23 protein-coding genes, 2 tRNA genes and 1 pseudogene are annotated in these 25,334 nt (G+C 67.2%); 9 read left to right on the top strand and 17 right to left on the bottom strand.

Features of this window, described 5'->3' with window-relative positions:
* Positions 1-102: 102 nt before the first annotated feature.
* Genes E0T84_RS08880 through E0T84_RS08870 form a run of 3 tightly spaced genes read right to left on the bottom strand, consistent with a single transcriptional unit; the run spans position 103 to position 4,693 of the window.
* Positions 103-810 carry an HNH endonuclease family protein gene (locus tag E0T84_RS08880; RefSeq protein ID WP_138744244.1) on the bottom strand — a complete coding sequence of 236 codons (708 nt, stop codon included), beginning with the start codon at positions 808-810 and terminating at the stop codon, positions 103-105.
* Positions 807-3,056, bottom strand: a complete 2,250-nt coding sequence (gene recG, locus E0T84_RS08875; protein ID WP_138744243.1) for an ATP-dependent DNA helicase RecG — start codon at positions 3,054-3,056, stop codon at positions 807-809. The genes E0T84_RS08880 and recG overlap by 4 nt, the downstream gene beginning before the upstream one ends.
* Positions 3,056-4,693, bottom strand: a complete 1,638-nt coding sequence (locus E0T84_RS08870; RefSeq protein ID WP_138744242.1) for a DAK2 domain-containing protein — start codon at positions 4,691-4,693, stop codon at positions 3,056-3,058. Before E0T84_RS08870 ends, recG begins: the two co-directional genes overlap by 1 nt.
* A gap of 262 nt (positions 4,694-4,955) precedes the next feature.
* Here E0T84_RS08870 and rpmB point away from each other — a divergent pair, with 262 nt between their 5' ends.
* A complete protein-coding gene (gene rpmB / locus E0T84_RS08865; RefSeq protein ID WP_003881125.1) occupies positions 4,956-5,150 on the top strand; it encodes a 50S ribosomal protein L28 in 195 nt (64 codons plus the stop codon).
* A 70-nt stretch (positions 5,151-5,220) separates the two neighbouring features.
* Positions 5,221-5,577, top strand: coding sequence for a hypothetical protein (locus E0T84_RS08860; RefSeq protein ID WP_131823174.1), 357 nt, complete (start codon positions 5,221-5,223; stop codon positions 5,575-5,577).
* Between the two features lie 3 nt (positions 5,578-5,580).
* Here E0T84_RS08860 and E0T84_RS08855 read toward each other — a convergent pair whose 3' ends face one another.
* Together E0T84_RS08855 and E0T84_RS08850 are read right to left on the bottom strand one after the other, a co-directional pair.
* Positions 5,581-6,291, bottom strand: a complete 711-nt coding sequence (locus tag E0T84_RS08855; RefSeq protein ID WP_138744241.1) for a uracil-DNA glycosylase — start codon at positions 6,289-6,291, stop codon at positions 5,581-5,583.
* Between the two features lie 24 nt (positions 6,292-6,315).
* A complete protein-coding gene (locus tag E0T84_RS08850; protein ID WP_138744240.1) occupies positions 6,316-7,299 on the bottom strand; it encodes a thiamine-phosphate kinase in 984 nt (327 codons plus the stop codon).
* A 106-nt stretch (positions 7,300-7,405) separates the two neighbouring features.
* Between E0T84_RS08850 and E0T84_RS08845 the strand changes: the two genes are divergently transcribed.
* Positions 7,406-7,648, top strand: coding sequence for an Lrp/AsnC ligand binding domain-containing protein (locus tag E0T84_RS08845; RefSeq protein ID WP_070188966.1), 243 nt, complete (start codon positions 7,406-7,408; stop codon positions 7,646-7,648).
* A 10-nt stretch (positions 7,649-7,658) separates the two neighbouring features.
* Entirely contained in the window at positions 7,659-8,222 is a 564-nt protein-coding gene (locus tag E0T84_RS08840) for a DUF3515 domain-containing protein (RefSeq protein ID WP_138744239.1), read from the top strand.
* Between the two features lie 32 nt (positions 8,223-8,254).
* Here the strand turns inward: E0T84_RS08840 and E0T84_RS08835 are convergent, their stop codons facing one another.
* From E0T84_RS08835 to E0T84_RS08825, 3 genes are all read right to left on the bottom strand, one after another.
* A complete protein-coding gene (locus E0T84_RS08835) occupies positions 8,255-9,388 on the bottom strand; it encodes a D-alanine--D-alanine ligase family protein (protein ID WP_070945269.1) in 1,134 nt (377 codons plus the stop codon).
* Positions 9,389-9,449: 61 nt separating this feature from the next.
* Entirely contained in the window at positions 9,450-10,556 is a 1,107-nt protein-coding gene (locus E0T84_RS08830) for a cystathionine gamma-lyase (protein ID WP_138744238.1), read from the bottom strand.
* 28 nt (positions 10,557-10,584) lie between these two features.
* A complete protein-coding gene (locus tag E0T84_RS08825; protein ID WP_070188999.1) occupies positions 10,585-11,565 on the bottom strand; it encodes an NAD(P)H-dependent glycerol-3-phosphate dehydrogenase in 981 nt (326 codons plus the stop codon).
* Between the two features lie 82 nt (positions 11,566-11,647).
* On the opposite strand from E0T84_RS08825, the gene cofC reads away from it, so the two are divergent.
* The 3 genes from cofC to E0T84_RS08810 are packed head-to-tail and all read left to right on the top strand — an operon-like array spanning position 11,648 to position 15,516.
* Positions 11,648-12,313 carry a 2-phospho-L-lactate guanylyltransferase gene (cofC, locus tag E0T84_RS08820; protein ID WP_070188962.1) on the top strand — a complete coding sequence of 222 codons (666 nt, stop codon included), beginning with the start codon at positions 11,648-11,650 and terminating at the stop codon, positions 12,311-12,313.
* 21 nt (positions 12,314-12,334) lie between these two features.
* A complete protein-coding gene (locus tag E0T84_RS08815; protein ID WP_070945267.1) occupies positions 12,335-14,542 on the top strand; it encodes an RNA degradosome polyphosphate kinase in 2,208 nt (735 codons plus the stop codon).
* A gap of 41 nt (positions 14,543-14,583) precedes the next feature.
* Positions 14,584-15,516 (top strand): NUDIX hydrolase, encoded by a 933-nt coding sequence (locus E0T84_RS08810; RefSeq protein WP_138744237.1) that lies wholly within the window; start codon positions 14,584-14,586, stop codon positions 15,514-15,516.
* A 62-nt stretch (positions 15,517-15,578) separates the two neighbouring features.
* On the opposite strand, the gene E0T84_RS08805 is transcribed toward E0T84_RS08810, so the two are convergent.
* The 3 genes from E0T84_RS08805 to leuC form a co-directional block, all read right to left on the bottom strand.
* Complete coding sequence (locus tag E0T84_RS08805) at positions 15,579-16,232, bottom strand: HU family DNA-binding protein (protein WP_070188959.1); 654 nt, start codon at positions 16,230-16,232, stop codon at positions 15,579-15,581.
* A gap of 215 nt (positions 16,233-16,447) precedes the next feature.
* A complete protein-coding gene (gene leuD / locus E0T84_RS08800; RefSeq protein ID WP_019343116.1) occupies positions 16,448-17,041 on the bottom strand; it encodes a 3-isopropylmalate dehydratase small subunit in 594 nt (197 codons plus the stop codon).
* Positions 17,042-17,063: 22 nt separating this feature from the next.
* Complete coding sequence (leuC, locus tag E0T84_RS08795; RefSeq protein ID WP_070945264.1) at positions 17,064-18,518, bottom strand: 3-isopropylmalate dehydratase large subunit; 1,455 nt, start codon at positions 18,516-18,518, stop codon at positions 17,064-17,066.
* A gap of 118 nt (positions 18,519-18,636) precedes the next feature.
* On the opposite strand from leuC, the gene E0T84_RS08790 reads away from it, so the two are divergent.
* Positions 18,637-19,338 carry an IclR family transcriptional regulator gene (locus tag E0T84_RS08790; protein WP_070945263.1) on the top strand — a complete coding sequence of 234 codons (702 nt, stop codon included), beginning with the start codon at positions 18,637-18,639 and terminating at the stop codon, positions 19,336-19,338.
* A 317-nt stretch (positions 19,339-19,655) separates the two neighbouring features.
* Here the strand turns inward: E0T84_RS08790 and E0T84_RS08785 are convergent.
* The 5 genes from E0T84_RS08785 to E0T84_RS08765 form a co-directional block, all read right to left on the bottom strand.
* Positions 19,656-19,728: transfer RNA gene (locus E0T84_RS08785), tRNA-Glu, on the bottom strand.
* Positions 19,729-19,796: 68 nt separating this feature from the next.
* Positions 19,797-19,871, bottom strand: a tRNA-Gln gene (locus E0T84_RS08780).
* A gap of 143 nt (positions 19,872-20,014) precedes the next feature.
* Positions 20,015-21,481, bottom strand: coding sequence for a glutamate--tRNA ligase (gltX, locus tag E0T84_RS08775; RefSeq protein WP_138744236.1), 1,467 nt, complete (start codon positions 21,479-21,481; stop codon positions 20,015-20,017).
* Positions 21,482-21,490: 9 nt separating this feature from the next.
* Complete coding sequence (locus E0T84_RS08770) at positions 21,491-22,267, bottom strand: fumarylacetoacetate hydrolase family protein (RefSeq protein ID WP_070188954.1); 777 nt, start codon at positions 22,265-22,267, stop codon at positions 21,491-21,493.
* 57 nt (positions 22,268-22,324) lie between these two features.
* Positions 22,325-23,470, bottom strand: coding sequence for a S9 family peptidase (locus tag E0T84_RS08765; protein ID WP_070188953.1), 1,146 nt, complete (start codon positions 23,468-23,470; stop codon positions 22,325-22,327).
* 118 nt (positions 23,471-23,588) lie between these two features.
* Here E0T84_RS08765 and E0T84_RS08760 point away from each other — a divergent pair, with 118 nt between their 5' ends.
* Positions 23,589-24,779: an MFS transporter gene (locus tag E0T84_RS08760; RefSeq protein ID WP_070188952.1), complete on the top strand. Its 1,191-nt coding sequence runs from the start codon at positions 23,589-23,591 to the stop codon at positions 24,777-24,779.
* Positions 24,780-24,790: 11 nt separating this feature from the next.
* Here the strand turns inward: E0T84_RS08760 and E0T84_RS08755 are convergent.
* A pseudogene (locus tag E0T84_RS08755) lies at positions 24,791-25,222 on the bottom strand (dihydrofolate reductase family protein); the annotation flags it as partial.
* Positions 25,223-25,334: the final 112 nt, after the last annotated feature.

Below are 25,334 nucleotides of genomic sequence, written 5' to 3'. Positions count from 1 at the left end.
GGGCTGACCAGAATGGTTCCCGAAGTTCGCGCTTCAGCACCTTGCCGGGGTCCGTGCCCTCGTGACGAACCCACGAGGATGACGGGCGAGCGCCGAGGTCTCTCAGCCCATGGGGCAGGTACCCGCGGCGTCACGCAGCACCACAGCCGACGCCGTGTCGACCGGCAGCGCGTACCCGCGCAGTACCTCGACGAACTGCACCGCGTATTGGCACCAGAACGCCCGGTTCGGCGGCATCCAATGGGCGGGTTCCTGATCGCCCTTGTCCTGATTGGCTTTACCCGCGACGGCCAGGAGATTGGCCGGGTCGTTGGCGAACCGCAACCGCAGGTCGTCGGGCCAGTCACGGGCCCCGAGGTCCCATGCCAAGGCCAACGGCACGATGTGGTCGATCTGTACCGAGGCACCGGTCTGATTGCCGCGGACGAACGACACCACCGCGTTCGTGTAGGGATCATGCAGAGTGCCCGTCGCCACGGCGGCCGGGCAACGCTTGATCGCGACGGACGTCTTGTCGACGAGGTCCCGGTTGAGGATGTCGTTGCGGGTGTCGCAGCCGTTGTGCCCGCCGGGCGCGCTGTTGTCGTCGTCCCAGGACTCGCCGAACGCCGCGCGACGATAGTCGTTGCCGCGGACGCGAACCGGAATCTGGGGCACACCGGCCAGCAGGTCGACGCCGGGCGCCACGGTGGGTGGCTGCGCCTGAGCCGCGAATCGCGCGGCGTCGTGCGTCGAAGTGGTCACCTGGACGGCGACCACCACCGCGAGTGCGACGGCCGCCACCAGCCACCACACCCGCGAGCCGGTCATGCCTTGTCCAGGTACTCGACGCGGTCGGTGTTCACGAATTGCGCTGCCAGCAGATCCATTCCGGGATCGTGCGGGCTCTGCTCGTACCGTCGCTCGCAGAATGCCCGGGCCTCCTGGATCACTTCGAGATGATCGCGTAGGGACAGGAAGCGCAGGTTGATGGTGCGCCCGGACTGGTTGAGGCCCAACACATCTCCCTCGCGACGCTCGTCGAGGTCGAGATCCGCCAGGGCGAAACCGTCCAGTGTCGCGGCCACGGCCTTGATCCGCTCACCGGCCTTGGAGGTTTCCGGGAGCCTGGTGGCCAGCAGGCACAGGCTGGGATGCTGACCGCGGCCGATCCGGCCGCGCAACTGATGCAGCTGGCTGATGCCGAAACGGTCGGCGTCCATCACCACCATCATGGTCGCGTTGGGCACGTCGACACCGACCTCGATGACGGTGGTACACACCAGAACATCGATCTCGCCGGCCCGGAACAGGCCCATCACCGCATCCTTCTCGTCACCGGACAACCGGCCGTGCATGAGCCCGAGCCGCAACCCCGAGAGCGGGCCCGCACTCAACCGGTCGAACAGGTCGACCACGGTGATGGGCGGTGGGCCGCCGCGATTGTCGTTCTTGTCGGCGGGCTTGTCCGATTCGTCGATGCGCGATGCCACCACATAGGCCTGCCGGCCGGCGCCCACCTCCTCACGGATCCTGGCCCAGGCCCGGTCCAGCCAGGCCGGCTTCTGAGAGATGAAAATGGTGTTGGTGGTGATGGGTTGACGGCCACGCGGCAGCTCGCGCAACGTCGAGGTCTCCAGGTCGCCGTACACCGTGAGCGCCACCGTGCGCGGAATCGGTGTGGCCGTCATCACCAAAAGATGCGGAGTCAGACCATCACGCGCCTTGGCGCGCAACGTGTCCCGCTGTTCAACCCCGAAGCGATGCTGTTCGTCGACGACCGCCATGCCCAAGTTGTGGAACTCGACCGCCTCCTGCAGCAATGCGTGCGTACCGACGACGATGCCGGCCTGCCCGGACGCCACCTGGGCACGCACCGCACGCTTCTGCGGTGCGGTCATCGACCCGGTGAGCAGAGCGACCCCGGTTGCCGTCTCGGCACCGCCGAGTTCCCCCGCCATCGCCAGCGGCCCAAGCACGTCACGGATCGAGCGCGCATGTTGGGCCGCAAGCACTTCGGTGGGCGCCAGTAAAGCGCACTGATAGCCCGCGTCGACCATCTGCAACATCGCCAACACCGACACGATGGTCTTACCCGAACCCACCTCGCCCTGCAGCATCCGGTTCATCGGCCGCGTCGACGCCAGCTCGCCCGAGATCACCTCCAGCACTTCGGATTGCCCGGCAGTCAGCTCGAAAGGCATCCGGCTGCGCATGGCAGCGGCCAGCCCGTGATCCAGCGGCGGTGCAGCAGGGCCGGATTCGCTCAGTTCGCTGTAGCGCCGGCCCACCAATCCCCACTGCAGGCCGATGGCCTCATCGAAGGTCAGCCGCTCCCGGGCCCGGTCACGCTGGGTCGAGTTCTCCGCCAGGTGGATCGCCCGCAACGCCTCATCCTCGGATATCAGGTTGTGTTGGCGGACAAAGTCTTCCGGAAGAGGATCGGGAATGGGATCGAGCATGTCGAGCGTCTGCCGCACACACGCGTAGATGTCCCAACTCTGCACCTTCGCCGACGCCGGGTAGATCGGGAAGAAGTCACGCTCGAACTCGGCCAGCATGTCCTCACCGCTGGCTCCTGACGCCGACGCGATGGTGGTCAGCGACTTGGTGCCGATCTGCTTTCCTGGTGGCGGATTGAGCACCAGGAATGCCGGGTGGTTCAACTGCAGGGTGTTGCGGAAGTATTTGACCTCACCGGAGAGCATCAGGCGGGTGCCCTTCTCCACCTTGTCCACCATCCAGCCCGCATTGAAGAACGTGGCCGTCACCGCGGGCCGGTGATCTCCCAGTGCCACCCGCAGATACTTGGCCCGTCTGGTCCCACCGGATTTGGTTCGAACGGTCGAGCGCATCTCGCCGATCTCGGCTTTGGTCACCACGTCGATGAACGTGACGTGCTCGCCCTCCTCCAGATCGAGGGCCTCACCCTCCTCACGCACCGTCATGCCGTCGCTGTACTTGCGCGGGTAGTGCCGCAGCAGGTCGTTGACCGTGCGAAGGCCGAAATTCGCATTCAGCTTGTCCGCGTTCTTCTTTCCGATCACGAACTCGAGGCGCTCGCTGAGACTGACCACTACTCCACCCCGATCAGCAGGGCGTCGCCGCGGTGGCCCGTGTGATAGGTGACCAGCTCTGCGCCGAGGTGCTCGCGATGCACGTGGGCCTGCAGAGCCTCTCCCACGGCGCCGTCCACACCGTCGCCGGTCAGCACCGTGATCAGCTCTCCGCCGGCCACCATCAGCAGATCGATCAACCCGGCGGCAGCCGTGGTGATGTCGGGCCCCACGATCAGTACCTCGTCGCCGGCGATGCCCAGCCCGTCGCCCGGCTTGCAGGCACCCGCCCACGTCAACGCCTCTTCGCTGGCGAGCCTGACCGTGCCGTGCCGCGCGCCGGCGGCCGCCCGCGCCATGGTGTACCCGTCGTCGACGGCTTGTCTACTCCCGTCGTGCACCGCCAGCGCCGCCAGCCCCTGCACCATCGACCCGGCCGGCACCGGCACGACGTCGATACCCCGCCCGATCGCCGCCGTGCAGCCGGCCACCAACTCCTCGGCGGCCACATAGCCGTTGGGCAGCACCATGACCTGGGCTGCCCCCACATCGATCAGGGCACGCAACAACTGCTGGGCGCTGACGGGCTCGTCCGCCTCGGGCCGCAGCACGTGTGCGCCCTCGCCGGCGAACAATTCCACGCCGCCGTCCCCGTCGACGACGGCCAGCACGGCCCGCTCGCGGACCCAGCCCCCGGCCGACCTGGGGCCCGGGCCCACCGTCAGGGCGGTGATCTGGATACGGTTCAGCGTCCCGACCGCGAGCCCGGCCTCAACCGCGGCCCCGGCATCGTCGAGGTGAACGTGCACCGAGTACTGGTCGCTGCCCGACGCAGCGATCGCCACGGACTCACCCATCTGTTCGAGCGCGGCCCGTAATCCCTCGACGGCCGGCGCACCGCAGCCCGTCAGCAGGTACATGACCTCGAACTGGGGTGGGGCCTCTGCGCCGGCAAGATCCGTCGCGGCCAGTGGAGTCTGCGGTGCCGGTGTGTAGACGGGCCGGGTGGGCGCATGCCCCGCCAGCGTGGCCGTCATGGCGTCGAGCAGGACCAGCAGGCCGCGCCCGCCCGAATCGACCACGCCGGCCTTGGCCAGCACGTCGAGCTGCTCCGGGGTGCGGTCCAGCGCAGCCGCCGCGGCATCGCCTGCTGCCGCCGCCGCATCGGCGACGTCACCACCTTCGGCCGCGCATCGCTCGGCTGCCCCGGCCGCGGCCTCCAGCACCGACACGATGGTGCCCGGCACCGGCTCGCCCATCGACGCACCGGCCAGGGCAGCGGCATGGCGCAGCGCCGCGGCCAGCAGCGCGGCGTCCACAACGGAGAGATCACCGTCACGCTGAGCCGCCCCGGTGGTGATCGCCTCGGCCAGGCCGAGCAGGATCTGCGACAAGATCACCCCGGAGTTACCGCGAGCCCCCTGCAACGCCCCGGCCGCCAGCGCGCTGGCCAGGGCCGGGATGTCCCCGTCGACCGGTTCGGCGTCGACGTGCGCCCACGCCGAACGCATCGTGAACAGCATGTTTGTCCCGGTGTCTGCATCGGCCACCGGGAAGACGTTGAGCCGGTTGATCTCGTCGGTGTGGGCGATCAGATCATCGACGGCAGTGTGGGCCCAGGCGCGCAGAGCGGGACCGTCCAGCCGTCGAGCCGACATCGGACCTCCCAATCCCCATCAGATCCCCACAGAATGGCGCGGCCGTCCCCCGCAGTCACCGCCGTGGGCGCCAGCCTATCGAGTTGCGGCGACACACTTGATCAGAGCACCGTCAGCTGTGGACAACCTGGAGTCGTGTTCACAGGCCGTTTTGGCGATCCTCTGGCCTCCCGGTATTCTGATCAGGTTGTCGGGTTGAGCCCCGCCGTTAGCGGCGAGCGGGCCCAGACCCCCCAAGGACTGAATTCGAGGAGTTGTTGATATGGCTGCCGTGTGCGATATCTGCGGAAAGGCCCCGGGCTTCGGCAAGTCGGTGTCGCACTCGCATCGGCGGACCAGCCGACGCTGGGATCCGAACATCCAGTCGGTGCGTGCCGTCGCGCGTCCGGGTGGCAACAAGCAGCGCGTGAACGCCTGCACCTCCTGCATCAAGGCCGGCAAGGTCTCGCGCGGCTGACGTCGCGCGCCTGATTCGGTGCGCGACCATCCTGTTTATCAGCGGTCTTGGCGGGGTATCTCCTGCCGTCATGACCCCATGTCGTGCATCCCACACACCGCCCTATGCGTTTGCTGCCGCCGTCGCGGTCGGCTTGATGCTGACCGCGTGTGGCGGCACCGCCTCCGACACAGATACCACCACCTCGGAGACCTCTACGACCACCGAGGCACCCGTGACCTCGGAAGGCCCGGCCACTCACACCGAGACCACGGTGATCGAGACCCCGGTATCGCCTGGCCCCGGATCGCCACCGGCTGAGATGCCCGGTCCGACCGAGGGGGACGGTGACGTGACCGTACAGATTCCTTCACCGGGTATCCCGTCACCCCCGCCGGTCCCGGCGCCACCGGCGATCCCGGCCCCGCCGGCAGTACCGATGCCCTGACGCTCAGGGCAGCCGCCAGTCGATCGGATCGACACCCTTCTGCTGCAACAGCTCGTTGGCACGGCTGAACGGGCGCGAGCCGAAGAACCCGCGCGAAGCCGACAACGGCGACGGATGTGGCGATTCGATCGTCGCGCAGTCGCCCTCGGCCAACAGTGGTTTCAGCGTGGACGCGTCGCGACCCCAGAGCACCGCAACCATTGGTTGCTCACGGGCTACCAGCGCCCGGATCGCACACTCGGTCACCGCTTCCCAGCCTTTGCCTCGGTGGGAGGCCGGGGTGCCCGGAGACACCGTCAGCACCCTGTTGAGAAGCATCACGCCTTGTTCTGCCCACGGAGTGAGGTCACCGTTGGCCGGCTGCGGATGACCCAGATCCGCGCTGTACTCGGTGAAGATGTTCGACAGACTGCGCGGCAGCGGGCGCACGTCGGCGCCGACCGAGAAACTGAGGCCGACGGCATGTCCCGGTGTCGGATAGGGATCCTGGCCGACGATCAGCACTCGCACCTTGTCGAACGGAAAGGTGAAGGCGCGCAGGACATTCTGACCGGCAGGGAGATAACGCCGGCCCGCTGAGAGCTCAGCCCGCAGAAACTCCCCCATCTTCGAGACGTGCGCGCCCACCGGCTGGAGTGCGCGGGCCCAGCCGTCCTCGACCAGTTCATCCAGGGGACGTGCACCCGTTGAATTGCTTGTCGCATCCGCAGTCACAGAAAGCCAACTTAGCCTGACCGCTCAGTCAAACGACTGCCATCCCGCACTCCCCGCCCACGGCGCGCCGTCGACGAGCACCGCGGCCGGACCTTTACCCACTCGACCGATGGCCCGCCACCCCGGTGGCGCAGCGCCCGGGAACGTCGCGACCAGCGCGTGGTCCTCGCCACCGCCGAGCACCCACGCCCACGGGTCGGCGCCCACTGCCGCGGCGGCCTCGGCGACCGCCTGCCGATCGCCCTCCAGAGAGCCGCGGTCCAGGTCGATGCGTACCCCGGAAGCCGCAGCGATGTGGCCCAGGTCGGCGAGCAGTCCGTCGGACACGTCGGTCATCGAGGTGGCACCCGCATCGGCGGCCCGCGCCCCCTGCCCATACGGCGGCTCCGGCGTCAGGTGCCGCTGCCGCAATTCGGGGAACCCGTCGACGCCGTCGAGCAGCAACGCGTATCCCGCCGCGGAACGGCCCAGCTCACCGACCACCGCGACGATGTCACCGGGCCGGGCATCGCTGCGGCACACCGGTTCCCGTCCACCGAGGTCGCCGAGGACAGTGACCGATATCACCCACTGCGAGGCGCTCACCAGGTCTCCCCCGGCGATACTGGCACCCAGCCGGTGCGCCTCATCCCACAGGCCGTCGGCCAATTCGGCTCCGGCGGCGACCGGCGTGTCCGGCGGCGCGCCGAAGGCCACCACGAATGCGGTGCTGCGGCCACCCATCGCTTCGATATCAGCGGCGTTCTGGGCGATCGCCTTGCGCCCGATGTCGTGCGGCGTCGACCAATCCAGCCGGAAATGGCGGTCTTGGATCAGCATGTCGGTGGAGACCACCGTGCGGCCGTCGGCCGAGGTCACCACTGCTGCGTCATCGCCCGGGCCCAACGTCACCGCATCGGCTTGTACGCGCCCGGCCACCAAGCGGTCGATGACCACGAATTCTCCGGCTCCGCCCAGCGTGTCGTCGTTGTCGTCACCGGAATCGCTGCCGATGGTCTCGCCGGTCATGTGGCCTCCTGCCGGTCGGCTGCCGCGTCCTGAACCCAAACCAGACCTGCGGTACGTTTGGTGCCTGCGGCCAGCAGTTTATGCAGCGATACGGAGGAGACAGCCGGTGGTGGAGGCTTACGTGCTGATCCAGACGGAGGTGGGCCGCGCCGAAGTCGTCGCCAAACAGCTCGCCGGGCTGCCGGGTGTGGTGTCCGCGGAATACGTGACCGGGCCCTATGACGTGGTGTTGCGCATCAGCGCAGAGACCTTGGCGGCGCTGCAGTCCGATGTGGTTCCCGCCGTGCAACAGGTGTCGGGGATCACGCGGACCCTGACCTGCCCGATCGCCCACGCCGGTCACCCATAGAGTTGGTGGTGTGACCGACTCGCACGCCGCCGATGGACCGCCCCGGGCCTTGCTCATCGCGGCGGTTGTCGTCGCGGTCTCGGTGCTGATCACCGTGCTCGGCATCGCCGCATCCCGGCAGCGATCCCCCACGCAGCAACCCGTCGCCATTCCGGCGATACCGGCACCGCAGGCCGACAGCCAGCAGTGCCACGACCTGCTGAACGCGCTGCCCGAGCAGCTCGGGGACTTCCGCCGGGCACCGACCGTGGACCCGACACCTCCCGCCACCGCGGCTTGGCGCGCCCAGCCCGACACCGAACCCGTCGTGCTGCGATGCGGGCTGGAACGCCCCGCCGATTTCGTCGTGGGTACCCCGCTGCAGGTGGTCGACGAAGTGCAGTGGTTCCGGGTGGGCGAGGCAGGTCCGGCCGCCGACGATCAGGGCCGCAGCACGTGGTACGCCGTGGACCGCCCGGTGTACGTCGCATTGACGCTGCCGGCCGGCTCGGGGCCGACACCCATTCAGCAGATCTCGGGTCAGATCGCCCGCACGATGGGCGCCCAGGAGCCGGCGCCGGGTCAGGTGCGCTGAAGTCTGGATCGCTCCTCGCGCGCGGAGAACGTTCAGCGCAAGCCGGTGCCGCGCGCCAGGGCGGTCTCGACCATCGCGGTCAGCAAGCTCGGGTAGTCGACGCCGCTGGCGGCCCACATCCGGGGGAACATCGAGATGGTGGTGAACCCCGGCATGGTGTTGATCTCGTTGATCACCGGCCCGTCGTCGGTGAGGAAGAAGTCGACGCGGGCCAGTCCCTGGCAGTCGATCGCGTTGAAGGCGCGCACGGCCAGGCGACGGACCTCCTCGGACACGTCATCGTCGACTTTCGCAGGCACATCCAATTCGGCCGCGTCGACAAGGTACTTGGTGGCGAAGTCGTAGAAGCCGTCCTCGCGTCCGCGCACTCCGGCCACCCGGATCTCGCCGACCGTGCTGGCTTCGATGCTGCCGTCGGGGAACTCGAGCACACCGCATTCCAGTTCACGGCCCGGGACGGCGGCCTCGACGATCACCTTCGGGTCGTGGCGGCGCGCAAGTTCGATCGCTGCGGGCAGTTCGTCCCACGCCGCGACCCGGCTCACGCCGATCGACGAGCCACCCCGGGCGGGCTTGACGAACACCGGCAGGCCCAGCCGTTCCCGGTCTTCGAAGTCGAGGGTGGGATCTGAACCGTCGGGGCTGGGGCGCAGCACCACGAAGTCGCCGATCGGCAGGTCCTCGGCGACCAGGAGCTTCTTGGTGAACTCCTTGTCCATCCCGGCGGCGCTGGACAGTACGCCGGAGCCCACATACGGAATCCCGGCCAGCTCCAGCAGACCCTGAATGGTGCCGTCCTCGCCGTAAGGACCGTGCAACACCGGGAAGACCACGTCGACGGCGGCCAACAGCTCACCGGGCCCGTTGCTCAGCGCCAGCAGCTGGCCGCTGCGGTTGGGGGCGGCAGGCAGCGCCAGTTCGGTACCGGATGTCTCGGTGACCTCGGGCAGCTGGCCGTCGCTGATCGCAAGCGTCTCGGGGCGTCCGTCGGTCAGCATCCACGAGCCGTCGGGGGTGATCCCGACGGCGACCACCTCGAACCGCTCCGGGTCGAGATTGCGCAGGATGCTGCCCGCCGACACACACGAGATCGCGTGTTCCGAGCTACGCCCGCCGTAGACGACGGCGACGCGGGTGCGGGATCCGGTCCGATTGCGGGCACTCACAACCTAGAGAGGCTACCGTCCCGGCCTGCCCCTGCCTGTCGGCGCATCCTGACCTGGGGTTTCAGCCGGCAAGCGCTTGCTCGACATCGGCGAGCAGGTCTTCGGTGTCCTCGATCCCCGCCGAGATGCGGGCGAACCCCGCAGGCACCGGGTCACCCCAGCGGGCCCGGCGGTCGACCGAGGTGTGGATGCCGCCGAAGCTGGTCGAGGCGATCAGCAGGGCGCTGCGTTCCACCAGGGCGTGCACGGCGGCCTTATCGGCCAGCTCGATCGACACCAGTCCCCCGAACCGCTTCATCTGGGTGGCCGCCAGCTCGTGTGCCGGGTCTGCGGGCAGGCCCGGGTAACGCACCGAACGCACCGCCGGATGAGTGCGCAGCATCAGCGCCAGCGCCGCGGCGTTCTGGCACTGCCGTTCGAAACGCAGTCCGGCACTGCCGAGGCTGCGCAACACCAACCAGGCCTCGAACGCGCCCAGGATCGGCCCGGCCAGCAGCCGGTCCCGCTCTATCGCGGCCATCAGCTCGGGCTGGCTGCCCGCAACGTAACCGGCGACCAGATCGCTGTGTCCGGACAACGATTTGGTGGCACTGGCCACCACCAGATCGGCTCCGAGTGAAAGTGGTTGCTGGCCCAGCGGTGTCGCCGTGGTGTTGTCGACGACAAGGGTCGCCCCACGGCGGCGGCAGATCATCGCCAATCGATGGAGGTCGACCACATCGAGCCCGGGGTTGGCCGGCGTCTCGGCGAGCACCACGTCGGCTCCAGCAGCTGCCTCACAGATGTCGGCCACATTCGCCTCTGTCACCGTAATCCCTTGCGGAGCAAGATATTCGGCGGCGTATCGACGGACCTGATAGTAGCCGTCAGCCGGAACTACGAGCGTGGTTCCGGGTTTGGCGAGCACGCGCAGGGCCGAGGTGATGGCGGCCATGCCGGACCCGAACGTGAGCGCTCCGGCAGCCCCCTCCAGTTCGGCGAGTGCCGATTCCAGTTGCCGCCAGGATGGGTTGGAGCCGCGGCCGTAGGTGTCCAGTGGCTCGGCTTCGTCGGGTGAGAGGTGGTACGCCGACGCCGGAACCGGGCCCGGTGCCACCGGCTGCCCCGGAACAGATTCCAGGCCAACGGCTTTGACGCTTCGGGTGGAATCCCCGTACAAGCCGTCCATTGGTGCCATCTCCTCGTGCCCGAGGTCGCTACTCGGGCTTGGTGCTGCGACCCAGCAGTCCGGCGACCGCCTCGTGAACCGACAAACCCTTGTGGCACACCCGATAAACGGCGTCGGCCAGCGGCATCTCGACGCCGTAGCTGGAGGCCAGCGCCAGTACCGACTCACAGGACGCCACCCCCTCGGCCACATGTCCGGCTCCCGCGATCAGCGCCGATTCCATGGTGCCGCCCTTGCCGAGCCGTTCGCCGAAGGTGCGGTTACGGGAATGCCCGGAAGTACAGGTGGCGACGAGGTCACCGACGCCGGCCAACCCGGCCAGCGTGGCGGGCGTGGCGCCCAGTGCGATGCCCAGCCGCATCACCTCGGCCAGACCGCGGGTGATGATCGCGGCGACGGTGTTCTCCCCCAACCCCACCCCGACCGCCATGCCGCAGGCCAGGGCGATGACGTTCTTGCAGGCCCCGCCGACCTCGGCCCCCACCACGTCGGCATTGGTGTAAGGCCGGAAGTACCCGGTGGCCAGCGCGCGTTGCAGCGTGACCGCGCGTCCGGAGTCGCTGCAGGCCACGACGGTGGCCGCAGGCTGCTCGTCGGCAATCTCGCTGGCCAGGTTCGGTCCGGTCACCACCGCGACCCGGGACGGATCGGCTCCGGTCACCTGGACGATGACCTGGCTCATCCGCATGAGCGTGCCGAGTTCGATTCCCTTGGCCAGACTCACGAGGGTGACGTCGTCACCGATCAGATGTTTCCAGCCCTCCAGGTTCGCCCGCAGCTGCTGCGCGGGGACACCCAACAACACCGTGCAGGCGCCGTCAAGGGCTTCGGCCGGGTCCGTGGTGGCGCGAATCGTCGGAGGCAACTCGACGTCGCCGAGGTAGCGACTGTTGCGGTGATCGGTGTTGATCTCGTCGGCAACCTCGGGGCGCCGGGCCCACATCGTCACCGGATTACCCGCATCCGCCAGCACCTTGGCCAGCGCCGTCCCCCACGCACCGGCACCCATCACCGCAGCCTCTACCACCCGCTCACCCTATCCCGGCGACCGCGTCGCTCGCCGGAGCCGGCCAGGCTGGCAGGATGAACCCATGAGCGGCTCCCGAAGCGACAACGCCGCAGCAACCCAGGCCGCCGACGTCAGTCTGGTGATCGCGGTGAAACGGCTGTCGGCCGCCAAAACCCGGCTGGCGCCAATCTTCTCCGCGCCCACTCGCGAGGCGGTGGTGCTGGCGATGCTCGTCGACACCATTACCGCCGCGTCCGCCATCGCGCCGGTGACCGTCGTGACGCCCGACGACACCGCGGCCGAGGCCGCCAGGCAACTCGGTGCCGGGGTCTTGCTGGACCCGACACCGCCCGGCCATCGTGACCCGCTCAACAACGCCATCGCCGCCGCCGAGGCTGAACTGCGCGCCATCGGACCGAATATCGTTGTTCTACAAGGGGATCTACCCGCCTTGCAGACCCAGGAATTGGCGCAGGCTCTGACCCTGGCCCGCGGCTATCCACGCAGCTTCGTCGGGGACCGGCATGGGACGGGAACCTCGGCGTTGTTCGCGTTCGGCACTTCGCTGGACCCGCACTTCGGATCCGATTCAGCTGCGCGCCATCGACACTCCGGTGCGATCGAGCTCACCGGCGCCTGGCCGGGTCTGCGCTGCGACATCGACACCCCCGACGATCTCCAGGTGGCGCGTCGCCTCGGCGTCGGCGCCGCAACCGCGCGCACCCTCGGCAGGCACGCCAGTAGGTAGCCGCGCACCCGTGGATAGGGAATGATCGGACAGATGAGCGAAGCCACCGAAGCCGAGCCGGGGACCCGATCGAACAACTCCCAACGGGACACCACCTCAACCGCATCGGGGCCCTCCATCGAGTCGGCGACACCCGAGGCGCCGCCGGCGGCCACCTCGCCGGCAGTGGACGACGCGCTACCCGAGGATCGATACCTCAACCGCGAGCTGAGCTGGCTGGACTTCAACGCCCGGGTGCTTGCCCTGGCCGCCGACCCGTCACTGCCCTTGCTCGAGCGCGCAAAGTTCCTGGCGATCTTCGCCTCCAATCTCGACGAGTTCTACATGGTCCGGGTGGCGGGGCTCAAACGTCGCGACGAGATGGGTCTCTCGGTGCGCTCGGCCGACGGTCTGTCCCCGCGCGAGCAATTACGCCGCATCAACGAACGCACGCAGCAGATCGCCAACCGGCACGCCAACGTGTTCCTCAGTTCCGTGCGCCCGGCGCTGGCCGAAGAGGGCATCGTCATCGTCAACTGGGCCCAGCTCGACGAAGCCGAACGCGCCAAGCTCTCCACCTACTTCCACGAGCAGGTGTTCCCGGTGCTCACACCGCTGGCGGTCGACCCGGCCCATCCGTTCCCGTTCGTCAGCGGGCTGAGCCTGAACCTGGCGATCACCGTCAAACATCCCGAGGACGGCGGGCAACACTTCGCCAGGATCAAGGTGCCCGACAACGTCGGCCGCTTCGTGGAACTGAGCCCGCCCGCCGACGGCTCGGCCGCGGTGCGGTTCCTGCCGATGGAGGAACTGATCGCGGCGTTCCTGCCCGTGTTGTTCCCGGGCCTGGAGATCGTCGAGCACCACGCGTTCCGGATCACCCGCAACGCCGACTTCGAGGTCGAAGAGGACCGCGACGAGGACCTGCTGCAGGCGCTCGAACGCGAACTGGCACGCCGCAGATTCGGCTCACCCGTGCGGCTGGAAGTGTCCGACGACATGACCGAGAGCATGCTCGAGCTGCTCTTGCGGGAGCTCGATGTGGCGCCCGGCGATGTCATCGAAGTGCCCGGCCTGCTGGACCTGTCCGCGCTGTGGCAGATCTATGCCGTGGACCGGCCCGCACTCAAGGACCGGCCGTTCGTACCGGCCACCCCACCGGCTTTCGGCGAACGCGAGACACCGAAGAGCATCTTCTCCACCCTGCGCGACGGGGATGTGCTGGTGCACCACCCATATGACTCCTTCTCCACCACCGTGCAGCGCTTCATCGAGCAGGCCGCCGCCGACCCCAACGTGCTGGCGATCAAACAGACGCTCTACCGCACGTCCGGTGACTCGCCGATCATCAACGCACTGATCGATGCGGCGGAAGCCGGCAAGCAGGTGGTCGCACTCGTCGAGATCAAGGCCCGCTTCGACGAACAGGCGAACATCAAGTGGGCCAGGGCGCTCGAACAAGCCGGGGTGCACGTGGTGTACGGGCTGATCGGGCTCAAGACCCACTGCAAGACCTGCCTTGTGGTCCGCCGCGAAGGCTCGGCGATCCGGCGCTACTGCCACATCGGCACCGGCAACTACAATCCGAAAACCGCGCGGTTGTACGAAGACGTCGGCTTGCTCACCGCCGATCCCGACATCGGCGCCGATCTCACGGACCTGTTCAATTCGCTGACCGGCTACTCGCGCAAAGATGCCTACCGCAATCTGCTGGTGGCTCCGCGCGGTGTGCGCAAGGGCATCATCGAGCGCATCGACCGGGAGATCGCCGCCCACCATGAGGGTGCGACGACCGGAATCCGGTTGAAGGCCAACGCCCTGGTCGACGAGCAGGTGATCGACGCGCTGTACCGGGCATCGCAGGCCGGGATCCCGGTCGACATCGTGGTCCGCGGCATCTGCGCCCTACGCCCGGGCGTGCCCGGATACTCCGACAACATCAGGGTGCGCTCGATCCTGGGACGGTTCCTCGAACACTCGCGGATTATTCACTTCCGCGCCATCAACGAGTTCTGGATCGGCAGCGCCGACATGATGCATCGTAATCTCGACCGCCGCGTCGAAGTGATGGCTCAGGTCAAGGATCCGAGGCTGACCGCGCAACTCAACGAGGTGTTCGAATCGGCGATGGATCCGGCCACCCGATGCTGGGAGCTACGACACGATGGTCACTGGACGGCGCTTCCCCAGGAGGGGCAGACGGTTCGCGACCACCAGGTGTCGATGATGGAACGTCACCGGCATCCTTGATACCACCCGGCTGGGCCGGTGAATGACCTGCAGGAGTTGAGGTGTCGAAAGACAGCACGCCAGCGGCGGGACCGGGCAACAAGCTTGTGCCCGCGGCCGGCGCCGTGTTGTGGCGCCGCGGTGAGGACCCGTCGGCCGTCACCGAGGTCGCCGTGATCCACCGTCCACGCTACGACGACTGGTCCCTGCCCAAGGGCAAGGTCGACTTCGGCGAGACCGAACCTGTTGCCGCCGTGCGCGAGGTCCACGAGGAGACGGGCTACACCGCACAACTCGGCCGTCGGCTGGGGTCGATCTCGTACGACATCCCCCAGGGAGCCAAACGGGTCTGGTACTGGGCGGCCCGCGCGACAGGTGGTGACTTCACCCCCAACGACGAGGTGGACAAGCTCATCTGGCTGCCGGTATCTGCGGCAGCGGATCAGCTGGTATACCCGCATGACCGAAAAGTGTTGCGCCGCTTCGCGAAACATCCACCAGATACCAAGACCGTACTGGTCGTCCGGCACGGGGCGGCGGGGCGGCGGTCCCGTTTCAAGGGCGACGACCGCAAGCGCCCGCTGGACAAGAAGGGGCGGGCGCAGGCCGAAGCTTTGGTCGCCCAATTACTGGCATTCGGTGCCACAACGCTTTACGCGGCTGATCGGTTGCGCTGCCACCAGACCCTGGAGCCGCTGGCTCAGGAACTCGGCGTGGACATTCACAACGAGCCGGCACTGACCGAAGAGGCCTACGTCGATGACCACAAGACCGCACGCAATCGACTGGTCGACGTCGCCGCACGCGCAGGGACGCCAGTGGTCTGCTCACAGGGCAAGGTGATCCCGGGGCTGATTTCCTGGTGGTGCGAACGCGACGGGGTCCGCCCGGCCACGACGGGAAATCGCAAAGGCAGCAGCTGGGTTCTGTCGCTGGTCGACGGCGGGCTCGTGGCCGCCGATCACATGTGCAGTCCGCTGGCCGCGGAACACTAGATCCACACGAGAAAAGACACGTCGTGAGCTCACTTACCACTCACGACGTGCCTTTACCGTAATTACTTGCGGCCCTTCTTGGCCGGTGCCTTCTTGGCAGCGGTCTTCTTGGCGGGCGCCTTGGTCGCGGCCTTCCGGGCCGGTGCCTTGGTCGCGGCCTTCTTGGCCGGTGCCTTCTTGACAGCCGCCTTCTTGGCGGGCGCCTTGGTCGCGGCCTTCTTGGCCGGTGCCTTCTTGACAGCCGCCTTCTTGGCCGGTGCCTTCTTGACAGCCGCCTTCTTGGCGGGCGCCTTGGTCGCGGCCTTCTTCGCCGGTGCCTTCTTGACAGCCGCCTTCTTCGCCGGCGCCTTCTTGGCGGCGGTCTTCTTGGCGGCCGTGCGCTTGGCCGGGCCTGCGGTCACGCCACGCTTGACCGCAGGGCCGTCAGACGGGAGACGCTGCGCGCCAGAGACAACCGCCTTGAACTGTGCGCCCGGACGGAAAGCCGGCACCGAGGTGGGCTTGACCTTCACCGTCTCGCCGGTGCGCGGGTTACGCGCCACTCGGGCAGCGCGGCGGCGCTGCTCGAAGACACCGAAGCCGGTGATCGTGACGCTGTCGCCCTTGTGCACCGCGCGGACGATGGTGTCCACCACGTTCTCCACCGCGGCGGTAGCCTGCCGACGATCGGTGCCCAGTTTGGTTGTGAGTACGTCGATGAGCTCCGCTTTGTTCATCCAAAACCTCCGAAACCAGTGGTCCTCCTTGGACCGACTAGAGGACACGGTAAACCCTGCGACCACTGATTTCCAAGAGCCACGCGCAATTTCAGGCGTAGCTAGCGAACAATCCGGCAATCCGCTTGCCCCACTTGGACTCCTGCCGGGAGGGCCCAAAACCGGTTTGGCAGGCGGCTAATTCGGGTGCCGAAACACCCGTACAAGGCCCCCGATCAGGCTGGCAGAGTACGCGGCTTCCAGGCCGGCCTGCGCTTCTCGTAATCCTCGATCGAAGAGAGTTTCCGCAGCGTAAGGCCTATATCGTCGAGTCCTTCGAGCAGCCGCCAGGCCGTGTAGTCGTCAATCCTGAACGGCACCACAACCGTTCCGGCGACGATATTTCGATCTTGAAGATTCACAGTGATTTCCAGCCCAGGATTCTGCTCGATCAGCTTCCACAAGAGCTCGACATCATCTTGGGCGACTTCAGCCGCCAATAGCCCGGCCTTGCCGGCGTTGCCGCGGAAAATGTCGGCGAAACGGGATGAGATAACCACCCGGAAGCCATAGTCCATGAGCGCCCAGACGGCGTGTTCGCGTGAAGATCCGGTACCAAAATCGGGTCCCGCGACCAACACCGAGCCTTTGTCGAATGGCGGGAGATTCAGAATGAACGATGGATCCGAGCGCCAGGCGGCGAACAATCCATCCTCGAAACCCGTTCGGGTAACCCGCTTCAAATAGACGGCGGGGATGATCTGGTCGGTGTCGACATTGGACCGTCGCAGGGGGACGCCGATGCCGGTGTGAGTGCTAAAAGCCTCCATCGGGCTTCTCCTTTTGCTTTGCTTAGTGGGTTGCGGCGGGCAGATCGGCCGGGGACGCCAGCTTTCCGCGCACCGCGGTAGCTGCGGCGACAGCCGGCGAGACCAGGTGCGTGCGGCCGCCCTTGCCCTGTCGGCCTTCGAAATTCCGGTTGGACGTCGAGGCGCAGCGCTGGCCCGGAGACAGTTGGTCGGGGTTCATACCCAGGCACATCGAGCAACCGGCCTGACGCCATTCAGCGCCCGCTGCGGTGAATATCCGGTCGAGACCTTCCGATTCCGCCTGCGCACGGACTCGCATCGACCCAGGGACAACCAGCATCCGCACGCCGTCGGCGACCTTGCGATCGCGCAGCACGTCGGCGACCACCCGCAGGTCCTCGATCCGGCCGTTGGTGCAAGACCCGACGAAAACGGTGTCCACGGCGATGTCACGCATGGCCATCCCGGGCCGAAGATCCATGTAGGCCAAAGCCTTCTCCGCCGCCTGTTGTTCGGCGTCGTCGCCCATCAACTCCGGATCGGGGACCGACGCCGACAGCGGGACGCCCTGCCCCGGGTTGGTGCCCCAGGTCACGAACGGGCTCAACGCAGCGGCGTCCAGGTACACCTCGGTGTCGAATTCGGCGCCCTCGTCAGTACGCAACTGGCTCCACGCGGCAACAGCGGCGTCCCAATCAGCGCCCTTGGGTGCATGCGGGCGGCCCTTGAGGAATTCGAAAGTGGTCTCGTCGGGCGCGACCATGCCCGCGCGAGCCCCGGCCTCGATGCTCATGTTGCAGATCGTCATCCGCCCTTCCATGGACAGCGCCTCGATCGCACTGCCCCGGTATTCGATGACGTGTCCCTGGCCGCCGCCGGTCCCGATCTTGGCGATGACGGCCAAGATGATGTCTTTGGCGCTCACACCGGCGGGCAGTACCCCGTCGACATTGACCGCCATGGTCTTGAACGGCTTGAGCGGCAGTGTCTGCGTGGCCATCACGTGTTCGACCTCGGATGTGCCGATGCCCATCGCGATGGCGCCGAACGCACCGTGGGTCGAGGTGTGGCTGTCCCCACACACCACCGTCATGCCCGGCTGCGTCAATCCCAGCTGCGGCCCGATGATGTGCACAATGCCCTGTTCGGCGTCGCCCATCGGGTGCAGTCGGATGCCGAATTCCTCACAGTTGCGCCGCAATGTCTCGACCTGGGTACGCGAAACCGGGTCTGCGATCGGCTTGTCGATGTCGACCGTGGGCACGTTGTGGTCCTCGGTGGCGATCGTCAGGTCCGGCCGCCGCACCGGCCGGTCCGCCAACCGCAGGCCGTCGAATGCCTGCGGACTGGTGACCTCGTGCACGAGATGTAGGTCGATGTAGATCAGGTCGGGCTCTCTGGCCGCACCCTCTCCCTCACCGCGCGCCACGACGTGGTCGTCCCAAACCTTTTCGGCCAGGGTGCGCGGCTTCACGGATGTCTGTGTCGATTGGTCCATCGCTACTTCTCGATTCGATTAACGGCAATGCGGGCTTGCATCAAGAGTCCGCCAGGGCTGGGCGGTACTGTCGTCATCTCGCCTGTCATCTCACAATGCGAGACGCTAGTATCTCTCTGTGAGAAATGATAGCGGCATCGGCGTTCTCGACAAAGCCGTGGGTGTGCTGCACACCGTGGCCGAGTCACCTTGCGGGCTGGCCGAACTCTGTGAGCGGACCGGGCTGCCCCGGGCTACCGCCCACCGACTCGCCGCAGGGCTCGAAACTCATCGGCTGCTGGCCCGGGACGGTGACGGTCGCTGGCGATTGGGCCCGGCATTGACCGAATTGGCCTCCCACGTCAACGATCCGCTCCTGGCGGCCGGCGCCGCAGTCCTGCCCCGCCTGCGCGAAATCACGGGCGAGAGCGTGCAGCTGTACCGGCGCGAGGGCCAATCCCGGGTCTGTGTGGTGGCACTGGAACCTCCTGCCGGGTTGCGCGACACCGTGCCGGTGGGCACCCACCTGCCGATGACGGCCGGGTCGGGAGCCAAAGTGCTACTGGCGTATGCCGACCCGGCCACCCAGCAGGCCGTGCTGCCTGCCGCCAAATTCACCGACCGCACGCTGGCCGAGGTTCGCAAGCGCGGATGGGCACAGAGCGCCGCTGAACGTGAGCCTGGCGTGGCCAGCGTCTCTGCGCCGGTGCGCGACAGCCGCGGGGCGGTGATCGCGGCGGTGTCGGTCTCCGGGCCGATCGACCGCATGGGGCGCCGGCCAGGTGCCCGCTGGGCCGCCGACCTACTCGCGGCCGCCGACGCGCTCACCCGCCGACTGTGAGGCGAATCTCAGGATTTCCACGACGCCCCGGGCGTGGTGTGCCCCGTCTGCGGGTGTCCCGCCGTCTCACCCCGGCGACGGCCACGCCAGCGTGGCCGTCGACCCCCAGCCCCACTCTGGCGTGACCAAGCGGGGGCGTCGCGGCCGGCTCGTCGCCGAAGAATGCTCGGGCGTCACGCTGGCGTGACGTTCGACACCCAGCACCACTCTGACGTGACAAAGCGGGCGCGAGCCACGGGAGGAACCGCTGCCTCGGACCCGAACCTCGACCAACGCAAAAGCGCCCAGTTTGTAAGAACTGGGCGCTTTTACCTCTGTACCCCCGATGGGATTCGAACCCACGCTACCGCCGTGAGAGGGCGGCGTCCTAGGCCGCTAGACGACGGGGGCTAGAACTTCCGGTTGGTCAGCATAGCTTAGGCGGTCGTGCTCACCTAATCCGGCTGAACCGCTCCGGATGGCTGGGGTACCAGGACTCGAACCTAGAATGGCTGAACCAGAATCAGCTGTGTTGCCAATTACACCATACCCCATTAATTGCCCATCACCGCAGGTCACAGGCAATTTTTGGTCCGACCGGCTCGGCGGGGACCTCCCCGCTTCGCTTTCCGGGCCGACGAGCAGACTACCAAAGATTTTGGGCCCTCTTTACCAAGCCCCGTGCACGCGCGAGGGTTCACAGCGTGGCGCGGGCCGCCCGTAGCCGCGCCAGGCTGCGGTCGGCGCCCAACAGCTCCATCGACTCGAACAGGGGCGGGCTGATCGTGGCGCCCGTGACGGCGACGCGGATCGGCCCGAACGCCTTACGAGGCTTGAGCTCAAGACCGTCCAGGAGCGCCGTCTTGAGCGCCGCCTCGATATTGGCGGTGTTCCACTCCCTGATGCCCTCCAGGGCGCTCAGCGCGGCATCCAGGACCGGCGCGGCCTCTTCCCGCAGTTCTTTGGCGGCGGCTTTCTCGTCGATCTCGTAGGAGCCGTCGTCGAAGAACTTCAGCAGCCCCCACGCGTCGCCGAGGACCACGATGCGGGTCTGGATCAGTGCCGCGGCTTCGGCGAATGCGGTGTCGTCCAAGCCCGTGTCATGGCCGTGGGCGTCGAGATAGGCACGCAGGCGGGCGGTGAAATCCTCGGGCGTCAGCAGCCGGATGTGCTCGGCGTTGATCGCGTCGGCCTTCTTCTGGTCGAACCGCGCCGGGTTGGAGTTGACGTTGGCCACGTCGAAGGCAGCCACCATCTCGTCGAGGCTGAACACGTCGTGGTCGTCGGCGATGCCCCAGCCCAGCAGGGCGAGGTAGTTCAGCAGCCCTTCCGGCAGGAAGCCGCGGTCGCGGTGCAGGAACAGATTCGACTGCGGATCCCGCTTGGACAGCTTCTTGTTGCCCTCACCGAGAACGCTTGGCAAATGAGCGAATTCAGGCACCCGCTCGGCCACACCGATCCGCATCAGCGCTCGGTACAACGCGATCTGTCGCGGGGTCGAGGGCATGATGTCCTCGCCGCGCAGCACGTGGGTGATCCTCATCAACGCGTCGTCGACGGGATTTACCAACGTGTACAACGGATCTCCGTTCGCGCGCGTGATGGCGAAATCCGGTACCGAGCCCGCAGGAAAGCTCACCGGGCCGCGCACCAGGTCGGTCCACCCGAGGTCCTCGTCGGGCATCCGCAAGCGCAGCACCGGCTTACGGCCCTCGTCGGCAAAGGCCCTACGCTGCTCGTCGGTCAGGTCGCGGTCGTAGTTGTCGTAGCCGAGTTTGGGATTCCGCCCGGCCGCCACATGCCGCGCCTCGACCTCTTCCGGCGTGGAATAGGCCTCGTACACCTCGCCGGCTTCGAGCAGGCGGGCTATCACGTCGCGGTAGATCTCACTGCGCTGCGACTGCCGGTACGGCTCGTAGGGGCCGCCGACCTCAGGGCCCTCATCCCAGTCCAGGCCCAGCCACCGAAGGGCGTCGAGGATGGCTGCGTAGCTCTCGTCGCTGTCGCGCGCGGCGTCGGTGTCCTCGATCCGGAAGACGAACGCTCCCCCGGTATGGCGGGCGTAGGCCCAGTTGAACAGCGCGGTGCGCACCAAACCGACGTGCGGGGTTCCGGTCGGCGACGGGCAGAACCGCACCCTGACCGGTCCAGCGGTAGACGTCATCACTTTCCTCTACTTCTGCTTGCGTACAACGGGATTGGTGAGGGTGCCGATGCTTTCGACGGAGACACTCACGGTGTCCCCGTCTTCGATGGGGCCGACCCCCTCGGGGGTTCCGGTCAGGATGAGGTCACCCGGCAGCAGCGTCATCACCGCCGAAACCCATTCGACGATGGCTCCGATGTCGTGGATCATCAGCGAGGTCCGGCTGAGCTGGCGCACTTCGCCGTTCACCTCGGTGCGAATCTCCAGGTCCGAGGGGTCGAGGTCGTTGACGATCCACGGGCCCACCGGGCAGAAGGTGTCGTGCCCCTTGGCCCGCATCCATTGGCCGTCCTTGGCTTGCTGGTCGCGCGCCGAGATGTCGTTGGCGATGGTGTAGCCCAGGATGTTCTCGGCGGCACGTGCGGCGGGTACGTCCTTACAGGGCCGGCCGATGACGATCGCCAGCTCTCCCTCGTGGTGGACCGGGTTCGCATCGGCCGGCAACTGGATCGGCACATTGGGCCCGATGATCGCGGTGTTGGGTTTGAGAAAGATCACCGGATCCTCGGGAGGAGCGCCGCCCATCTCCGCGGCATGCGCCTCGTAGTTCTTTCCCATGCAGATCACCTTGCTGGCCAGGATGGGTGCCAGCAGGCGGACGTCGGCCAGTGGCCAGCTCCGCCCGGTGAAGTTGGGGTTGCCGAATGGATGCTCGGCGATCTCTTTGCAGACGGCGTCGGCACCGTCACCTTCGACACTGACGAAAGCGACGCCGTCGGGACTGGCGATTCGACCTAAGCGCATTTTGATCAGGGTAGTGCGCAGGTTCTCGGGATCAGCGCGGACGCCTGCCAGTTTCGGTCAGCCACGCCCGAACGCTGTGGCGAGGAACGGCGTGGAGTCCGGAACCGAGGCCAGCACGGTGCCCGAGTGATCTTGGTCGGGATAGACCTTGAGGGTGACATCCTGCCCGTTTGCCCGCAGCTGCTCGTCGAGTTGCAGCGACATGTTGGGTGGGACATCGCGGTCCTGGAGCCCGACGCCGAGGAAGATCGGCCGGTCGTAGCCGCTCGTCGGGGTGCTGAGGTGGGCATCGAGGGCTTTCGATACGCCGGGCAGTGCGTCCAGCGGCGCACGGAAGAATGCGTTCGGCGTCATGGCTGTGAGCTGCTGGTCGAGCTGCGGCTTGCACAGCGTCTCGGCCTGGTTGACGGCATCGAGCCCGGCCGGAGAGAGGACACTGTTGACGTCGATGTCGGGGCGGGCCTCGCGGAACCCGGCCAGGATGTAGGCGGTGTAACTGTTGGCGGCCGGCCCCAGGTTGGGCGGCAGCGCCATGGCGGGCCCGGCCTGTTTGACGACGCCCTCGACGTTGAACGGCGTCCCGGTGGCCACCACGCCGCGGTAGTCCAGGCCGGTCCCGCGGCTGAACTCGGTGGCCCATCGCGCGCTGTTGATCGCGGCTCCTCCGCCCTGCGACTGCCCGACGATCGCCCATTTCGGCGACAACGGCAGGTCCATGTGGTGCATCGCGATGACGGAGTCGACGACACTGTGCGCGGTGGCCACGCCGTTGAGATAACTCATCAAACCGGGGGTCCCCAGCCCGGCGTAGTCGGAGCCGACGACGGCGTAGCCCTGGTCGAGCCAGTGCGTGAGGTATTCCACATCCCGTGGACTGCGCGGCTGCGCCGACGGTGCGCAGTCGTCACCGAGGCCCACGGTGCCGTGCGCCCACGCGATCGTGGGCCATCCGCCTTCGGGCGCCTGACCATGCGGGATGAACACCGCGGCAGTGCTGAGTGCCGGCGAATCATGTTGGTCCACGGTCGAATACAAGATGCGGTAAGCGCTGGCCGCGCCCGGCAGCGACAGTGCCGGGTCCAACGGCACCGTCTCGATCAGGCTGCCGGCCACGGGAATCGGCGCGTCATGGTGACGCGCATCCAGGCCCGACCAGTTCGGCACGGCTGCCGCCGCGGTCGGTGCCGCCAGGAGCCCACACATCAGCAAAACGATTGCCGTCCACCACTGCTTCACCGCCACAGCTTATGGCAGCGCAGATGTATCTCATATATTGGGAACGAAGTTCAATATTTTGGGACATCCGTGAAACTATGACCGCATGCCGGTTTCGTCGATCAGCACCTTCCGCCGTTGGTCGATGTTGGCGATCGCCCTGACTGCGACCACGTGTGCCAACGTCTTCATCAACGGCGCGGCGTTCCTCATCCCCACCCTGCATGCCGAACGCGGCCTGGATCTGGCCAAGGCCGGCCTGCTGTCTTCGATGCCGAGCTTCGGCCTCGTGGTCACCCTGATCGCCTGGGGTTACGTCGTGGACCGGGTCGGCGAGCGGATCGTGTTGACGGTGGGCTCTGCGCTGACCGCCGCGGCAGCTTTCGGCGCGGCCGCGGCACACTCCCTGGTAGCCGTCGGAATCTTCCTGCTGGTGGGCGGAATGGCTGCCGCGAGCAGCAATTCGGCGAGCGGGCGAGTCGTGGTCGGCTGGTTCCCGCCTGAACAACGCGGGCTGGCGATGGGAATCCGGCAGACGGCAACCCCTTTGGGAGTCGGCCTGGGCGCGTTGGTGATTCCGCGTCTGGCCGAATCTCACGGCGTGGCAATTGCATTGCTCTTCCCCGCGATTGTGTGCGTATTGGCGGCGGCGATCTGCGCTGTGGGAGTGCTGGATCCGCCACGGCCGCCGCGTCATGAGGCCCCGGCCGAGCACCTGGCCAACCCGTACCGTGGCTCGAATGTGTTGTGGCGCATCCACGCGGTCTCGGTGCTGCTGGTGGTGCCGCAGGGTGTGGTGTGGACGTTCACACTGGTGTGGTTGATGAGCGACCGGGGTTGGTCGGCGGCATCAGCGGGCACCCTGGTGACCATCGCTCAATTGCTGGGCGCGGCAGGGCGGATCGCCGCGGGCCGGTGGTCCGATGTCGTCGGGCAGCGGCTGCGGCCGATCCGGACCATCGCGTTGGCGGCAGCTGCGACGATGGGGCTTCTTGCCCTCACCGACTGGCTGGGTTCACCGATCAGTGTCGCGCTGATCGTGATTGCGTCGGTGATCACGGTGTCGGACAACGGTTTGGCGTTCACCGCGATAGCCGAAATCGCCGGTCCGTTCTGGAGCGGGCGCGCGCTGGGCACGCAGAACACCAGCCAGCATTTGGCGACCGCGAGCTCGGCACCGCTGTTCGGCGCGCTGATCGGCGTGTCGGGCTATCCGGCGGCGTTCGCGGTGTGTGCGTTGTTGCCGTTGATCGCGGTGCCGCTGGTGCCGGCCGATCCGGTGCGCGAAGAGCGTTAGGCGCGTGGACGCTATGCGCGCTCGCTCATGTCCCCCGTCCCGGGCACGCCGTCGGCGAGACCGTACCGCAGGAACACGACACCGCTCGGGCTGGCGACGGGCGGCTCCAGCAGTGTGACATTGGTGGGCACCGAACCCCCGTCGAACACTTTCTTCCCCGCCCCCAGCATGATCGGGTGCACCCACAGGTCGAGGCGATCGAAGAGCTTCTCGCGCATCAGCGTCTGGACCAGGTTCAGGCTTCCGACGACCTTCACATGTTCATGCCCGTCACGGACCTCGCGCACCGCGGCACCCAGATCTGGGCCCAGCTGTTCGGAACCGGCCCACGCCAGATCAGGCTTGCCACGGGACGCGACGTATTTGGGAATGCTGTTGAACAGCGCACCGAACTCGTCCGTTTGATGCGGCCAGTAGGCGGCGAAGATTTGACGTGCTCCCCGCCATGAATGGCGGGGATTCCCGTGCGGCTATGCCGCGGTTGGGGTGCTTCCTGCTTCATCGCCTCGCGCATCCCGTGTGTTGGGAGGACTTACCGAGGCTCCACAGGCGTTT

Origin of the sequence: Mycobacterium sp. DBP42 (assembly GCF_005924235.1) — a bacterium.
In the GTDB taxonomy this organism is placed as follows: domain Bacteria; phylum Actinomycetota; class Actinomycetes; order Mycobacteriales; family Mycobacteriaceae; genus Mycobacterium; species Mycobacterium syngnathidarum.
This window is presented reverse-complemented; position numbering and strand designations above follow the sequence as displayed.

What these genes read in the sequence shown, in the direction of transcription:
- E0T84_RS08880 (WP_138744244.1), bottom strand. Translation starts at nt 810, where the DNA reads ATGACCGGCTCGCGGGTGTGGTGGCTGGTGGCGGCCGTCGCACTCGCG.
- E0T84_RS08870 (WP_138744242.1), bottom strand. Translation starts at nt 4,693, where the DNA reads ATGTCGGCTCGACGGCTGGACGGTCCCGCTCTGCGCGCCTGGGCCCAC.
- rpmB (WP_003881125.1), top strand. Translation starts at nt 4,956, where the DNA reads ATGGCTGCCGTGTGCGATATCTGCGGAAAGGCCCCGGGCTTCGGCAAG.
- E0T84_RS08860 (WP_131823174.1), top strand. Translation starts at nt 5,221, where the DNA reads ATGACCCCATGTCGTGCATCCCACACACCGCCCTATGCGTTTGCTGCC.
- E0T84_RS08850 (WP_138744240.1), bottom strand. Translation starts at nt 7,299, where the DNA reads ATGACCGGCGAGACCATCGGCAGCGATTCCGGTGACGACAACGACGAC.
- E0T84_RS08830 (WP_138744238.1), bottom strand. Translation starts at nt 10,556, where the DNA reads ATGGACGGCTTGTACGGGGATTCCACCCGAAGCGTCAAAGCCGTTGGC.
- E0T84_RS08825 (WP_070188999.1), bottom strand. Translation starts at nt 11,565, where the DNA reads ATGGGTGCCGGTGCGTGGGGGACGGCGCTGGCCAAGGTGCTGGCGGAT.
- cofC (WP_070188962.1), top strand. Translation starts at nt 11,648, where the DNA reads ATGAGCGGCTCCCGAAGCGACAACGCCGCAGCAACCCAGGCCGCCGAC.
- E0T84_RS08815 (WP_070945267.1), top strand. Translation starts at nt 12,335, where the DNA reads ATGATCGGACAGATGAGCGAAGCCACCGAAGCCGAGCCGGGGACCCGA.
- E0T84_RS08805 (WP_070188959.1), bottom strand. Translation starts at nt 16,232, where the DNA reads ATGAACAAAGCGGAGCTCATCGACGTACTCACAACCAAACTGGGCACC.
- leuD (WP_019343116.1), bottom strand. Translation starts at nt 17,041, where the DNA reads ATGGAGGCTTTTAGCACTCACACCGGCATCGGCGTCCCCCTGCGACGG.
- leuC (WP_070945264.1), bottom strand. Translation starts at nt 18,518, where the DNA reads ATGGACCAATCGACACAGACATCCGTGAAGCCGCGCACCCTGGCCGAA.
- gltX (WP_138744236.1), bottom strand. Translation starts at nt 21,481, where the DNA reads ATGACGTCTACCGCTGGACCGGTCAGGGTGCGGTTCTGCCCGTCGCCG.
- E0T84_RS08770 (WP_070188954.1), bottom strand. Translation starts at nt 22,267, where the DNA reads ATGCGCTTAGGTCGAATCGCCAGTCCCGACGGCGTCGCTTTCGTCAGT.
- E0T84_RS08765 (WP_070188953.1), bottom strand. Translation starts at nt 23,470, where the DNA reads ATGTGTGGGCTCCTGGCGGCACCGACCGCGGCGGCAGCCGTGCCGAAC.
- E0T84_RS08760 (WP_070188952.1), top strand. Translation starts at nt 23,589, where the DNA reads ATGCCGGTTTCGTCGATCAGCACCTTCCGCCGTTGGTCGATGTTGGCG.